The 13945-nt window shown below is 61.8% G+C and carries 11 protein-coding genes and 1 tRNA gene; 10 read left to right on the top strand and 2 right to left on the bottom strand.

The window, feature by feature from the left end; all coding sequences use genetic code 11:
- Positions 1-3 precede the first annotated feature (3 nt).
- A complete protein-coding gene (locus DW211_RS01500; protein ID WP_118065914.1) occupies positions 4-717 on the top strand; it encodes a DUF6580 family putative transport protein in 714 nt (237 codons plus the stop codon).
- Between the two features lie 534 nt (positions 718-1251).
- Here the strand turns inward: DW211_RS01500 and DW211_RS01495 are convergent.
- Positions 1252-2070: an exodeoxyribonuclease III gene (locus DW211_RS01495; protein ID WP_118258796.1), complete on the bottom strand. Its 819-nt coding sequence runs from the start codon at positions 2068-2070 to the stop codon at positions 1252-1254.
- A 114-nt stretch (positions 2071-2184) separates the two neighbouring features.
- Here DW211_RS01495 and DW211_RS01490 point away from each other — a divergent pair, with 114 nt between their 5' ends.
- The 3 genes from DW211_RS01490 (at position 2185) to DW211_RS01480 (ending at position 5465) form a co-directional block, all read left to right on the top strand.
- Complete coding sequence (locus DW211_RS01490; RefSeq protein WP_117840347.1) at positions 2185-2937, top strand: NAD-dependent protein deacylase; 753 nt, start codon at positions 2185-2187, stop codon at positions 2935-2937.
- Positions 2938-3032: 95 nt separating this feature from the next.
- Positions 3033-4763 carry a dihydropteroate synthase gene (gene folP / locus DW211_RS01485; RefSeq protein ID WP_118258794.1) on the top strand — a complete coding sequence of 577 codons (1731 nt, stop codon included), beginning with the start codon at positions 3033-3035 and terminating at the stop codon, positions 4761-4763.
- On the top strand, positions 4764-5465 hold the full coding sequence (locus DW211_RS01480) for a hypothetical protein (RefSeq protein WP_118258792.1): 702 nt from the start codon (positions 4764-4766) through the stop codon (positions 5463-5465). It abuts the gene before it with no gap.
- Positions 5466-5746: 281 nt separating this feature from the next.
- Here the strand turns inward: DW211_RS01480 and DW211_RS01475 are convergent, their stop codons facing one another.
- Positions 5747-6520: a type III pantothenate kinase gene (locus DW211_RS01475; RefSeq protein ID WP_158568462.1), complete on the bottom strand. Its 774-nt coding sequence runs from the start codon at positions 6518-6520 to the stop codon at positions 5747-5749.
- A gap of 196 nt (positions 6521-6716) precedes the next feature.
- On the opposite strand from DW211_RS01475, the gene DW211_RS01470 reads away from it, so the two are divergent.
- The 6 genes from DW211_RS01470 to DW211_RS01445 all read left to right on the top strand — a co-directional run bounded on the left by DW211_RS01470 (position 6717) and on the right by DW211_RS01445 (position 13944).
- Positions 6717-6793, top strand: a tRNA-Met gene (locus DW211_RS01470).
- Between the two features lie 448 nt (positions 6794-7241).
- Positions 7242-9272, top strand: a complete 2031-nt coding sequence (bilR, locus tag DW211_RS01465) for a bilirubin reductase, long form (protein WP_233540914.1) — start codon at positions 7242-7244, stop codon at positions 9270-9272.
- A gap of 234 nt (positions 9273-9506) precedes the next feature.
- Complete coding sequence (locus DW211_RS01460) at positions 9507-10811, top strand: ATP-binding protein (protein ID WP_118258787.1); 1305 nt, start codon at positions 9507-9509, stop codon at positions 10809-10811.
- Positions 10812-11095: 284 nt separating this feature from the next.
- The gene (locus DW211_RS01455; RefSeq protein WP_117759358.1) at positions 11096-12145 is read left to right on the top strand and encodes a hypothetical protein; all 1050 of its coding nucleotides are present in this window, start codon (positions 11096-11098) and stop codon (positions 12143-12145) included.
- Complete coding sequence (locus DW211_RS01450; protein WP_118258785.1) at positions 12146-12985, top strand: hypothetical protein; 840 nt, start codon at positions 12146-12148, stop codon at positions 12983-12985.
- Positions 12986-12999: 14 nt separating this feature from the next.
- Positions 13000-13944 carry a hypothetical protein gene (locus DW211_RS01445; RefSeq protein WP_118258784.1) on the top strand — a complete coding sequence of 315 codons (945 nt, stop codon included), beginning with the start codon at positions 13000-13002 and terminating at the stop codon, positions 13942-13944.
- The last annotated feature ends 1 nt before the right edge of the window (position 13945 follow it).

Genomic DNA, 13945 nt, shown 5'->3' with positions numbered 1-13945 from the left:
GGGATGACGGATTATCGCGTCGCGCGCCTGCTCGCAAAACTGGAGATCCCGCTGCTGCTGGCGGTGCCAGCCGTGATGGCTGCGGCGTTGCTGGCGGGCGTTGAGCAGGCGGCACTCGCCATGCTTGTCGTGGTGGCGCTGGTGCTTGCGCTGTTCTTTGCAGGCTACGAGGCGTCGCGACCGGGCCTGCGCCAGATTATGCCAACGCTGGTTCTGGCGGCGTTGGCCGCGGCGGGGCGCATCTTGTTTGGCCCCATTCCCGACTTTAAACCCGTGAGTGCCATCGCCATTATCGCGGGGGCGACGCTTGGCCGCCGCAATGGTTTTATGGTTGGCGCGCTGGCGGCGCTGAGCAGCAATTTCTTTTTTGGACAGGGCATGTGGACGCCGTGGCAGATGTATGCCTGGGGGCTCGTGGGATACGTTGGCGGTGCGCTGGCGCATGCCGGCGCTTTTGATCGCGCCGATGGCACCGTGCGTATGCCGGCGCTGCTGACCTACGGCTTTGCTTCGGGTTTGCTGTACGGCGTTGTGATCAACGCCTACGACATTATCGGTTTTGTTCAACCGCTCACGTGGGCGGGTGCCATGGCGCGTCTTGCCACGGCGGTGCCGTTCGATATCACGCACGGCCTTGCGACCTGCGTGTTTTTGGTCGCCCTGTACAAGCCTTGGTGTCGCCGCATCAACCGAGTCGTCGTGAAGTGCGGACTGTAGGGCTGGTTGCGCCGGGGCGGGAATCAATACTGCCGAAGTGCCATTTTAAAACTATGCCGGTTTACGGGGCCAGATTGGCACAAGCAGACCATGCCGGCTATTTTTGAAATAGAGCAAGCCGTTTACCTGCGGTTTTATTATTTCGGAATTGCGTATGGTTGGGGGTTCGCGATTCAGCCCCGTAAACCGGCATAGTTTTGAAATAGCCGGCTGATACGACGGGCATCGTGGCCCTCAGAGAGCCAAATTGATCCGTTTTCTTTCGCCTCCAGACGTTCCCAGGGAATCAGCTGAACCCGCCCGCCACGGAATCGGCCTATCTACTATGTTTGGCCCGACACCCCCAAACACAACCGCGTTTTATGAAAAACCGCAGGCTTTCTACCTGCGGTTTTCTTTTTGCGTTGTTCGCTGTGGTTGAGGGTGGTGGCTTAAACGTAGTAGATGGGCGTGTTTCGTGGCGGATGGGTCACGCGGATACCCCCACGAGGCCCAAAATGATCCGTTTTCCTTCGTCTCCGGGGGCAGCTGGAGTTAGAGCTCCAACGTAAGGGTGACGGGGCAGTGGTCGCTGCCGAAGATGTCGCCGCGGATGCCGGTGTCGCGTACGTTGTCGGCGATTGCGTCGCTTACCAGGAAGTAGTCGATGCGCCAGCCTGCGTTGTTCTTGCGGGCATTAAAGCGATAGCTCCACCAGCTGTAGACGCCCTCGACGTCGGGGTTTGCCGTGCGCCAGGTATCGGTAAAGCCGGCGTTGAGCAGCTCGGTAAACTTGCCGCGTTCTTCGTCCGAAAAGCCGGCGTTGCCGCGGTTGGACTTGGGGTTCTTAAGGTCGATTTCCTCGTGCGCCACGTTAAAGTCGCCGCAGGTCACGACGGGTTTGCCGGTCTCGCGCTCGAGTGCGTTCAAAAAGCCGCGGTAGGCATCGTCCCAGGCCATGCGCACATCGATGCGCGCGAGCTCATTTTGGGCGTTGGGCGTATAGACGTCGACAAACCAGAATTTGTCGAACTCCAGCGCGCAGACACGGCCCTCGGTTACGGCTTGGGCAACGAGCTCAGCTGCCTCACCCTCGCCGGCGTAGGGCAGCAGCGCATCGGCGTGCAGCACGCGCAGCGGTTCCTGGCGGCTAAAGACCGCAGTGCCCGAATAGCCTTTACGCTCGGCGTAGCTCCAGGTTTGGTGATAGCCGGGCAGGTCAATATCGACCTGGCCTTCTTGCAGCTTGGTCTCTTGCAGCGCCAGGATATCGACGTCGAGTTCTTGCGCAATCTGGATAAAGCTCGGGTCCTTTTTGAGCACGGCGCGCAGGCCGTTGACGTTCCACGAGGCGAAAGTGTAAGTCTGAGGCATGGTGTCCTTTCGACGGGGTTGGCAGGCTTAAGATTAGCGCAACAGGGGCGGGGCGGGCCCCGCGGACGACGGCGCAATCGCGGCCGCCCCGACCAACATGGACGGAGGACAAACATGACGCAAGCGATAACAGATCCCAAGCAGGCCTCCGCCGCGCTGGCGGAGCTGTTCAATACCCACAAGCGCATGGTGTTCTTTGGTGGCGCTGGTGTTTCCACGGCAAGCGGCATTCCCGATTTTCGCAGCGTTGACGGCCTGTATCACCAGCAGTTTGCCTACCCGCCCGAGACCATGCTCTCGCACAGCTTTTACGAGACGCATCCGGCGGAGTTCTTCGACTTTTACCGCACCAAGATGATCGCGCTTAACGCTAAGCCCAACCGCTGTCACACCAAGCTCGCCGAGCTGGAGCGAGCTGGCAAGCTCGATGTCGTGGTGACGCAAAACATCGACGGCTTGCATCAGATGGCGGGCTCGCAGCGCGTGTTTGAGTTGCACGGATCGGTCCATCGCAACATTTGCCAGTCGTGCGGAGCGGTCTATAGCGCCGAGTGGATTTGCTCGCGCGAGCACGAGGACGCCGCGGGCGTGCCCGTGTGCCCCGCGTGCGGTGGTCGCATCAAGCCCGATGTGGTGCTCTACGAAGAACCGCTCGACGAGCATGTGTTGACCGGTGCCGTTGCCGCCATCGCCGCGGCCGATGCCCTCATTGTAGGCGGGACCTCGCTCGTGGTGTATCCGGCGGCGGGCCTTACACGCTACTTTACCGGCGATACGCTGGCCATATGCAACCTTGCTCCCACCGATCAGGATGCAAATGCCGACCTGCTGATTTCTTGCGACATCGCGGCCGCGTTTGCGTTCTAGCCCGTGTGCGCGGATACAATAGAAAGACTGAGTGCAAAGCGACCCCGCTGCCAGCTCCCCAAGCTCGGCGGCGTGGGCATTTTAGGAGGATGTTCATGGCGAACGACAGCAAGACATGGCGGTGCGGAAAGTATGAGCTCAGCTTTGACCGTCCGCGCATCATGGGCGTCCTCAACGTGACGCCCGATTCGTTTAGCGACGGCGGGGAGCACTTCGACCCGGATGCCGCCATCGAGTACGGCCTGGCGATGCTCGACGCCGGCGCCGACATCATCGACGTAGGCGGCGAGTCCACGCGCCCCGGCTTTACCCCGGTTAATCCCGACGAGGAGGCTCGCCGCGTGCTGCCCGTGGTGCGCGCGCTGGCCAAAGAGGGCGCCATCGTCTCGATCGACACGCGTCACGTGGCGGTTGCCAAGGCGGCCGTGCGCTGCGGCGCCTCGATCGTCAACGACGTGACCGGCTTCACTGACCCCAAGATGGTCGAGTTTGTTAAGACGAGCACCTGCGGTGTCATCGTGATGCATGCCGGCGAGGTCGCCGCGCCTACCCGCACGCACGCAACGGTGCAGCTCGATACCTCGGCGGCGGCGTTTGTTGCCGAGAAGGCGCGCGAGGCGGCTGCCGAGGCCGCGCGTGAGGCCGAGAAGCCGGCTCGCCGCCGTCGCGGCAAGTTGCTGGGTGAGCCTAAGCCGGAGGCCAAGCTTCCGGGTGGCGTGGTGCAGCCCTCGTTGCCGTTTGGCGAACCTGAGCCCGCGACCGAGCCTGCAAGCGAGCAGGAGACGCCGGCCGCCGAGCAGGCTGCTGCCGCCGAGACCGTCGCGCCCGCGCCCGAGGCCACCGAGGCCGCATCGGAGCCCAATGACCGCCTGGCCGCCATGATGCGCCGCAGCGCCCGCCGCGAGGAAGCCTACGTGCCCACCTCGCAGCTCCGCCGCTTCACCCTGCCCGATTCGGCGCCCATCATGCGCCGCGTCATGGGCTTTCTGTCCGACCAGGCCCGCGCGCTCATCCACACCGGCGTGTCGCGCGACCGCATCTGCATCGATCCCGGTCCGGGCTTTGGCAAGACGGCCAACGAGGACATCGTCATCCAGCGCGAGACTGCCAAGATGGCGTCACTGGGCTATCCGCTCATGTGCGCCGTATCGCGCAAGCGCTTTGTGGGCGCCGTCTCGGGCGTGACCGAGGCCGCCGAGCGCGATGCCGCTACGTTTGGCGTGTGCCTGGGCGCCATCCAGGCCGGTGCCAACATCGTGCGCGTGCACGACGCCGCGGGCTTTGCGCAGTTCCTGAATGGCTACTGGGCGGTTGCCAAGCCGCAGCCGCGCCGCGCGTTTGTGGCCGTGGGCTCCAACCTGGGGCATCGCTGCGACAACATCCGCGCCGCACGCGACATGATCGCCGAGATTCCACTTACCTGCGTGTCCAACTCCTCCAAGATCTACGAGAGCGAGCCGGCCTACGAGACGCGCCAGGACGCGTTTGCCAACGCCGTCATCGAGATCAAGACCGAGTTGGCGCCGCTGGTGCTGCTCGACGAGCTCATGAAGATCGAGGCCGAGCTGGGTCGCGACCGCTCCAAAAAGGCCAAGGCCAACGGTCCGCGCACCATCGACTTGGATCTGCTGTGGATGGACGGCGAGACCCACGGGGGCAAAAAGCTGCGCCTGCCGCATCCGCTGATCGGCGAGCGCGACTTTGTGCTGGTGCCGCTCGAGGATCTGATGCACGATCCGGCGCGGTTCTTCCGCTACAACGGCGTCGAGGTCAAGGAGCCCGAGGACCGCGTGGGCCATATCGTGGGCGAATTGGGGCGCATGTAGATGATCGAGATGAATGCTGTTGCCGCCGGCACCGAGCTCGACGCGGCGCGTGACGCGGGCCGCGAGGGCGTGTCCGCGGGCTGGTGCGCGTGGAGCGCGGGCGATGCTTCGCTGACGTTTTCGCTGGTCGTTCGCCCCGACGTGAACATGCACGCCTTTCACGGTCTTCCGTTTGTGGCCGCGATGGGCATGATGGACGCGCTCGTGGGCACGACGTCGACGCCGGGCCTGGGCCTTGCCGGTAAGGTGGGTATCCAGTGGCCGAGTGACATCGTGTGCGGTGCGCCTGCGTTTGAGACGTCACTCGCGCGTGTTGCCGTGAACGGCGGTGCCGGTGCTGCGGGCATGTTTGCCGCGGTGACGGTTGATATTGAGCGTGCGGCGCTGGGTGAGCTTGGTGTGGATATGGCAGATGAGGCGCTGATCGAGGCATTGGCCGCCGCCGTGCTGGTCCGCGTGGACACCTGGGCGGTTGCCGCCAACACACCACAGGGCGCTGCCGGTCCGCTGGCTCCCGTGCTGGGCGAGTACTTCGATATGGTGCCACTGCTGGGTCGTCAGGTCGCGGCGGTGTCGCCCAGTGGCTTGCCGCTTGCGGTCGGTGTGTTTGCGGGCCTGGACATCTGGGGCCGCGCGACCATCAAGACCGATGCCGGCGAGCAGGAGTTTCCGCCCGAGGCCGTACGGATTCGCGGACTGTAACGCGAGGTGCCCGCGCTCAAAGATAGCGATGACAACGAAGCCCTCTTCGGCCTGTGCTGGGGAGGGTCTTGTTGTCTGGGGAATGGGTTGTCAGCACCCTATTCCTCAAAACTGAAAATCTTTCGATTTTGAGGAATAGGAAACATGCACGATATCGCTGCGCTGGGCGTATTCGAGGAGTCTCTATTCCTCAAAATTGAAAATTTTTCAGTTTTGAGGAATAGGCTTGGCGAACGTTTGCGGGGCTGTGACATCGGGCGTGCTCGACTTAAGCCCCTGCTCTATCCCAGCTCCTGCATGCGGCGGTAGATTTCGCAGATGCCCTTGATGGTGAGTTGGCCGTCGACCACGTCGAAGGCGTCGGTCGAATCGGCGACGATGCCGGCGAGACCGCCCGTGGCGATAACGGTGGCATCCTCGCGGCCCAGCTCGCGCTTCATGCGCGCGACCAGGCCCTCGGCCATGGCGGCAGCGCCCACCACGGCGCCGACCTTAATGCACTCCTCGGTATCGCGACCGATGGCGTGCTCGGGCGCCTCGAGCGGCACGCTGGCGAGCTTGGCGGCTCGGGTGGCAAGCGCGTCCATGGAGATGCGGATGCCCGGCGCGATCGCCCCACCAATGTAATAACCGTCCTCATCGATGACGTCGATATTGGTCGCGGTGCCAAAGTCCACCACGATTGCCGGCGCGCCGTAGAAAGTCTCGGCCGCAACGGCGTTGGCGACGCGGTCGGCACCTACGGCTTGGGGGCGCGCCGCGCGCAGCTTGGTCACGGCAGCCGTCTGCGGCCCGATGACGATGGCATCCGCCGCGATGCGGTCGGCCACGGCGTGCCACTCGCGCGAGAGCTGCGGCACCACGCCCGCAAAGGCGATCGCATCGACCGCATCGAGCGAGAGGCCGTACATCTTAAAGAAACCCATCAGGCGCACGTGGATCTCGTCGGCGGTATAGGAGCGGTCGGTGGGCATGCGCCACGACTGCACCAGCTCGTCTCCGTCAAACAAGCCCATGGCCGTCTGCGTGTTTCCCATATCGATAGCGAGCAGCATGTCTACTCCCGGTGTCGGCATAAAAGGACGCGCACCATTGTATACGTGCCATCGACGGCGCTCGGCTGTGATTCGTTTACGGTGATAAGGGCTGAGAGGTTTAAATATGAAGGAATTATGCTCTACGAGATTTTCCTTGCCGTTTACCGAACTCCCACGTAATATTCTTTCTTGCGCACATGAGGCGCCCAGACATTGCGGGGTGGAGCAGTCTGGTAGCTCGCCGGGCTCATAACCCGGAGGTCGTAGGTTCAAATCCTGCCCCCGCGACCAAGAACTTGCAGCTCGTCGGCCTAGCCGGCGAGCTTTTTTGTTATTCCGGGACCGTGTTTTTCGGTCCAATTCTCAGCCTCTCAAACAAAATCTCGATCTGTAACATCTAGACCCGATTTGGGCGGCTAGGTGTTACAGATTGAGATGTTGAGTCCCCGCCTGGACGGTTTGTCTAAATCTGTAACACGAGGGACGGTTTTTACTGAGTAACTGTTACAGATCTAGATCTTTCGGCAGGCTAGATTGGTTTGTCTCGATCTGTAACAGGTGGAGGCCAAAAGTGGGCCTAACTGTTACAGATTGAGACAAACCGACGGGCCGCCCCGCCCCATCCACCTGCCGCTACCTGCTGTCTGCCGATTTCCGTTGCGCCACTGTGCCCCCATGTCATATCCTCTAGACAACTACGCGGCATCATCGCCGCCGCGCCTACAAGAGAGGAATGTCCATGACCACACCTGCGTCCAAGCTGCTTCAACCCATTACGGTTGGCCCCCTTGAGCTCAAAAACCGCATTATGTTCCCGCCGCTTACCACCGGCTACGAGGAGCGCGACGGTTCCATCGGCGAGCGCAGCCTGGCCTTTTACGAGCGTCTGGCCCGTGGCGGCGTGAGCTACATCGTCATCGGCGACGTCGCTCCCGTTATGACCGCAAGCCCTACGCCCAAGCTGGCGACCGACGCTCAGATCCCCACGTTTAAGGCACTGGCCGACGCCGTCCACAAGTACGGCGCCAAGATCGCCCTGCAGCTGTTCCACCCCGAGTACGACGTCCCCGGCGTCGGCCGCATGGTCATGGGCTCCATGGCCGCTGCGAAAGCTGCGCAGGAGGCCAAGGCCGCCGGCGACGAGGAGACCTTTGCCGCCAAAATGGCCGAGTCCAACGAGATCCGCAAGCAGGCCTACGCCAAACTGCACCACGACATGCAGCACTTTGTGAACGAGGCCACCGTGGAGCAGCTCACCCAGATCAAGGAGGCTATCGCCGCCTCGGCCGCCCGCGCGCAGCAGGCTGGCATCGACGCCATCGAGGTCCACGGCGACCGTCTGGTGGGTTCGCTGTGCTCGGCCATCCTCAACCAGCGCACCGACGAGTACGGCGGCTCGTTCGAGAACCGCGTCCGCTACGCACTCGAGGTCGTCGCCGCCATTAAGGAGGCCGCGCCGGAGCTGATGGTGGAGTACAAACTCCCCGTGATCATGGAGAACCCCGACGGCACGACGCGCGGCAAGGGCGGTCTGCTGCCCGATGAGGCCTGCGAGTTCGCCAAGCTGCTCGAGGGCGCCGGCATCGACATGATCCAGGTCGCGCAGGCCAACCACACCGGCAACATGGGCGACACCATTCCGCCCATGGGCGCCATGCCCTACAACTGGACGCTGCCCGTGGCCGAGCGCGTCAAGGCCCTGGTCTCCGTGCCGGTGGCAACCGTCGGCCGCGTTGTCTCGGTCGAGGCGGGCGAGAAGATCCTGGAAGACGGTTCGGCCGACATCGTCGCGTACGGCCGCTCGCTCATGTGCGACCCCGACATTGCGCTCAAGGCCGCCACGGGTGAGCCCATCCGCGAGTGCCTCAACTGCAACAAGGGCTGCGTCGACGCGATTCAAAACCGTCAGTACATCTCGTGCGTGCTCAATGCCGAGAACGGCGACGAGGCGACCGTCGCCATTAAGCCCGGCGAGGGCGACAAGAAGATCGCCGTGGTGGGCGGCGGTATTGCCGGCCTGGAGGCCGCGCGCGTGGCGGCCAAGCGCGGCTACGACGTGACCGTCTACGAGGCGAGCGATCATCTGGGCGGTCAGATTGTGCTGGCGGCCGCGCCTCCGCGCAAGGACGAGATCATGCGCTCGGTCGAGTACTACGAGAAGATTCTGCCCGGCCTGGGCGTGAAGGTCGAGCTCAACCATGCCGCTACGGCCGAGGATCTCAACGCCGCCGACGCCGCGATTGTGGCTGTGGGCGCGCACGACGTGGTCATCCCCGTTCCGGGTGCCGATTCGGAGAAGGTCGTCTCGAGCTGGGACGTGCTGGCCGGCAAGGTGGAGCTTACGGGACGCGTCGCCGTCATTGGCGGTGGCCTGGTGGGCACCGAGACTGCCGAGTACTTGCTGCAGCACGGTTGCGAGGTGGCGATCGTGGAGATGCTCGACAAGATTGCCGCGGGCGAGTCCGAGACCATTCTGCCGCTGATCATGAGCGACTTCGCAGAGCACAACGTGGAGCAGCACGTGAAGACCCGCCTGACCGCCATTACCGACGAGGGCGTGGAGGCCATTCGCACCACCGAGGACGGCGCCGAGGAGCCGGTGAAGATCGCCTGCGATTACGTGGTGATGGCCGTGGGCTCCAAGGCCAACGCGTTTGACCTGGACGGCGTGACGGTGCCCGTGACCTGCGTGGGTGACTGCTCGGGCGAGCGCACCGCCGATATTGCGAGCGCCATTCGCACGGCATATCACGCGGCCAACGAGCTGTAGTTGAGAAAGCCATCGCGTATTGAGTGGGCGGGGAGTGCCGTATCGGTGCTCCCCGCCTTTTTGCCAATGAGAGCGCCACTGACCAGCGGGTTCAGAAAATCCGACTTCTTAGAACATGAAAATCCGAATTATATGAACACGAAAATCCGAATCGCAACCACCCAAAAATCCGAATTTGCTACAGTGGAATAGAAGAACCAGAAAGCAGGAACTGGAAATCTGCGGGGGTGGCTCATGGCGGGCGAGAGGCTACATCGGGACGGATACATCCCGCGTATCGTGGATGCGCAAATCGAACGCTACCTTCGCGTCTTTGGCGCGGTCGAGATTGCGGGCACCAAGTGGTGCGGCAAGACGTGGGCCGCGCTCGAGCACGGGGCGTCCGTCTCGTATGTCGACGAGAATCTCGACCTCGCGCGTGCCGACCCGGCGATGATGTTGCTGGGAGACCGTCCGCATATTATCGATGAGTGGCAGCGAGTTCCCCAGATTTGGGACTACGTTAGACACGAGGTTGACCGCACCCGGGGCACGCGCGGCGCCTATATCCTCACGGGTTCCGCCACGCCTGCGTTTGGCTCAAAGACGGAGGCACCCGCGCATAGTGGAGCCGGCCGCATCGGCCGCGTCCGCATGTACCCCATGACGCTTGCCGAGACAGGTGAGTCCAGCGGCAAGGTGAGCCTGGCGGGCTTGTTTGAGCATCGTTTTGAGCCCTGTCGGTGCAATGGCGATACACCGGGGCTTGTCGAAGCCGCCTGCCGCGGCGGCTGGCCCGAGGCGATCGATATGGTTTCGGCTGACGCCCAGCTCATCGCTCGCGAATATCTCAACACTACGTTTTCGAGCAGCTTCCCGGCGGTTGGTCTCGACCCCGATATTGCTCGTCGAGTCTCCGCATCGATCGCGCGCAATCTGGGACAGGCGACCACGTATAAAACGATTCTTATGGATATGTTCGGTGCCGAGGGGGAACCCGCAGCGTTTGCCGACGAGACCAAGGTGCGCAGGTACCTGGATGCCCTCAAAGGCATGTTCATTCTCGAGGAGGTCCCCGGTTGGGTTCCCGCCGCGCGCGACAAACGACGCTTTACCGTCAAGCCCAAGCGCTATCTGGCAGATCCGAGCCTTGCTTGCGCCTTGCTAGGTATGTCCTTGCAGGCGCTGCTTGCCGACTGGCAGACATTTGGTCTGGTGTTTGAGAATTTGGTCATACGCGATCTTTCGGTCTACGCACGTTCGCTCGACCTGCTGGATAGCACGCCCGTGCGCTATTATCGCGACGATTCGGGCCTTGAATGCGATGCCATCGTGCAGCTAGCCGATGGACGGTGGGCCGCCTTTGAGATTAAGGTGAGCGAAGATAAGGCGAGCGCCGGCGTTGAGAGCCTCAAGCGCGTTCGCAAGAAGGTTTGTGGAAATCCTCGTTCACGCACACGCGAACCGGAGTTTATGGCCGTGATTGTGGGGGTGGGTGAGTACGCCCGCGAGGTCGAGGACGGTATCTACGTGATACCCGTGCGCGCGTTGGGGTGTTAAGGGGCGGCACGCCGTGTGCCCGCTGCCCGGTGCTGCGGATTGGTGCAAGTGGTCAGGTTTGTTTGCACCATGTCCTTGGCATATGGAAGAAGCTGCTATTCGTAATCTTTAAGACATCATTAAGGCTTGCGCTGTGGAGCAAACCGCAGGTCAATGCTATTCTTTTACCTTATCGTATGGTGTTGTATTCTGCCTGAATTCTCTACCTGCGAACAACGGATAAACGCGACCGAGCGGAAAGGATGGCACGCCCGCTAGCAGGGCAAACGTAAACGATGAGTGGCATGGACCGACATAGCGAGCTCCAGCAGCACAAGACGGCGGCCGAGTACCGCCAAGCTGCCGACGAGCACGTGCGGACCCTCAAGGATTTCTGGAAGGATTTCCTGGTGAGCGGTCTGTTTGTGCTGGCCGCCATCGTTGCCATCTTTGCATGCCTGGCCTGGTTTGCCGCGAATAACCGAGTGAGTGCCACGGGGAGCACGATCGCGGCGAAGGGCCCGCGGTTTGTGCTCTCGGGAACGCAGGGCGGCACGGCGGGTAAGTACGACACTCAGGACAACTACGCGTCGGACAGTACAAGCCTTGCCGTGAACAATCTTTTCAACCTCAATAACATGAGCACCGATGGCGGTCTCTCTCCGGGGTCGGCCGGCCAGCTCCAGCTCAACGTCAGGCCGCTCTGCAATGACCTGCACGATATCACGGTGGAGATGACCTGGGAAATTTCTGTTCAGACGAGCGTTGCGGGCACGGGCGGCACTGCTGCGGATGCATCGAAAAACGAAGAGATCATCAACTCGCTTAAAGATTTGGTGCGCGGTCATATCCTGGTTTTTCAGGGCAAAGATGCCTCTGGCTTTTACTCGAATCCGCTGGTCCCCACGACCACCACGGTGACCCAGGACGGGGCCAGCGTCACCGTCATTACGCAGAGCTTTACCATCCCAAAGTCGAGCTTTTACGCTGCGGACTCAAATAGCACGACCGAAACCGTCACCAAAACCCTCTACTGGATTTGGCCGGAACAGTTCAAGAGCTATGTTCGCACGGGCAACGCCGGCTACGGTGGCAACCTTTTCGCTAACACAGGCGACGAGGGGGGATACACAACCCTCGTCGGCGACATCAACAATAACCACGCGCGCTATTTCCGCGCCGATAGCACGAGCGTGCCAGGTCAGGCGCCTAGCGCGGTTCCGCCTGTCGGAGCCGGCATGTCCTCTGCGGATGTGGAAACCTGCGCCAGCTACTACAACAACGCCGACGAGATTATCGGCAAGAACGTCAAGTACATTCGCGTGCGCTTCACCGCCAAGGAGGCGGATAAATAAATGGACGAGCAGCTTAATGCCCGCGAGCAGGGCGATATCAAACACAACGAAGGAGCGGCAAACCCCGGCGGCAACGGGTTCGGCTCGCACGGCGAAGCGCGTCCGGCTGGCCGCATCGAGCGCATCAAGGCTTGGGTGAGCGACCACCGTCGCGAATCCCTGGCCATCGTGGGTCTGGTGGCCGTGCTTCTCGTGTTGCTGGGATTGACGCTCGGATGGTTCGTCGATGCCAATCGCGGCTCCACCGTCGGCAAGATCAAGGAGCCGGCAGAGCTCAAAGTGCTGGGCCCCAACGCTACGGCAACAGAGCAGATCGACCTGAGCTACAACCCCGAATACGGCGATACCAAGACTGGCAACACGGTGACGCTCAAGCGTGCGTTTTGCGTGCAAACGGGCGGTGACGGTTTTGAGCTGCAACTCGCGAATACGACCAACATTACGGGTCTCACTATTGAGCTGTACAGAGCCGAGAACACGTCTGCGCTCCAGACGCCCGACGTGAGCGGTACCGCAGACGGCAAATCTTATAGCTGGAAAGCAACCGGAGAGAACCTGCTGACGAGCTTCGAATATATCAACAAGGAGAACGACGGTCTGGCAGCCGTGCCGGGCGAGGGCGCAAGCGACCCTACATTCAAGGACTATCAAAACGTCCAGCGCAACGCGCGCCCGCTCTACCGATACAAGAAATTCGGCAAAAGCGAACTCAACGCCAAGACGCTCGACGGCTCGACTGGCAATGACACTCTCAACTTTATCATCAAGCTTTCGTGGGACGAGAGCGCCAAAGAGACCGACGTGATCTATCTGATCGCGCGCAACACGAGCGGTAAGTAGGAGAGGGGGCGCACATGGAGAAGCGGGAGAAGCAGCAGGATGCCGAGCGCGAGCAGCTGGCAAAAAGCAAAAGCCTAGTCAAGAACAAGCTGGTTGTGGCGGCAATCGCACTTGTTTGCGCCGTGGCGCTCGTGATGGGTGGTTACTTTACCTATTCCGCCTACATCGCCAACGGATTTCTTAAGTCCGTCGCCGCGACGGGTACCGCTCAGAGCCTGTTTGCGAGCGACCTGCTCACGGGCTACATGAGTACGCCTAGCAGCGACGAGCTCGACCGTGCCCAGCGCTCCGTTACGGTGTATCCCAGCAGCGGACAGTGCAGCTTCACCTTTAGCATCTACAACTATTTGCTGAGCAACAGCAACTTCTGCAACGACAAAAACGTGATGTACGCCTTGACGGTTGAGGGGTATGGGCTCGATGGCGCCACGTGGAGCTATTCGCCCCAGCCCAGCGGCAGCGTCACACTTCCGGAGAATCAGCCCACCAAGCACGACTACACCGTGACCTTCCCTGAGGACAAGTTGGGACATGCCTACTTTGTGATTAGGGCGACGGTGGTTTCGGGCGAGAGCCCCGGCACCGAGCTCACCTGTCTGGCGGCGAAAGTCGTGCCGTCAAAGAGGGCCGAGGTCAAAACCACTGCGGTTGAGGGCGCGCTGGTCGATGAGGCTGGCAAGTTTGCTGATTACGCTGCATACAACTACCGCGTGACGGTTACGGGCGCACCGGCAAACGTCACGCTCACGTGGGGGGAGAACGTGGAGATCGACCCGTTCTTTGAGACCAACCATAGCGCGACGGTGGATGCTGCAGCTCGCAAGGCTACGTTCACCATGGAGCCGGGTTCGATGGTCGTCAACTTTTACCGAGCGGACGGCAAAACGCCCGGTGGCTGGGGCGACCTGGACATTAGCGTGAGCGGAACTACTCTGACGGGCGCGACGGAGACTCGATAAC

The organism is Collinsella sp. AM18-10 (assembly GCF_003471585.1).
Taxonomy (GTDB): Bacteria; Actinomycetota; Coriobacteriia; order Coriobacteriales; family Coriobacteriaceae; genus Collinsella.
The sequence above is the reverse complement of the archived record's forward strand: the minus strand, read 5'-3'. Positions and strand labels throughout refer to the sequence as shown.

Coding starts and splice junctions, on each gene's coding strand:
- DW211_RS01500 (WP_118065914.1), top strand. CDS start 4: ATGACGGATTATCGCGTCGCGCGCCTGCTCGCAAAACTGGAGATCCCG.
- DW211_RS01495 (WP_118258796.1), bottom strand. CDS start 2,070: ATGCCTCAGACTTACACTTTCGCCTCGTGGAACGTCAACGGCCTGCGC.
- DW211_RS01490 (WP_117840347.1), top strand. CDS start 2,185: ATGACGCAAGCGATAACAGATCCCAAGCAGGCCTCCGCCGCGCTGGCG.
- folP (WP_118258794.1), top strand. CDS start 3,033: ATGGCGAACGACAGCAAGACATGGCGGTGCGGAAAGTATGAGCTCAGC.
- DW211_RS01480 (WP_118258792.1), top strand. CDS start 4,764: ATGATCGAGATGAATGCTGTTGCCGCCGGCACCGAGCTCGACGCGGCG.
- DW211_RS01475 (WP_158568462.1), bottom strand. CDS start 6,520: ATGCTGCTCGCTATCGATATGGGAAACACGCAGACGGCCATGGGCTTG.
- bilR (WP_233540914.1), top strand. CDS start 7,242: ATGACCACACCTGCGTCCAAGCTGCTTCAACCCATTACGGTTGGCCCC.
- DW211_RS01460 (WP_118258787.1), top strand. CDS start 9,507: ATGGCGGGCGAGAGGCTACATCGGGACGGATACATCCCGCGTATCGTG.
- DW211_RS01455 (WP_117759358.1), top strand. CDS start 11,096: ATGGACCGACATAGCGAGCTCCAGCAGCACAAGACGGCGGCCGAGTAC.
- DW211_RS01450 (WP_118258785.1), top strand. CDS start 12,146: ATGGACGAGCAGCTTAATGCCCGCGAGCAGGGCGATATCAAACACAAC.
- DW211_RS01445 (WP_118258784.1), top strand. CDS start 13,000: ATGGAGAAGCGGGAGAAGCAGCAGGATGCCGAGCGCGAGCAGCTGGCA.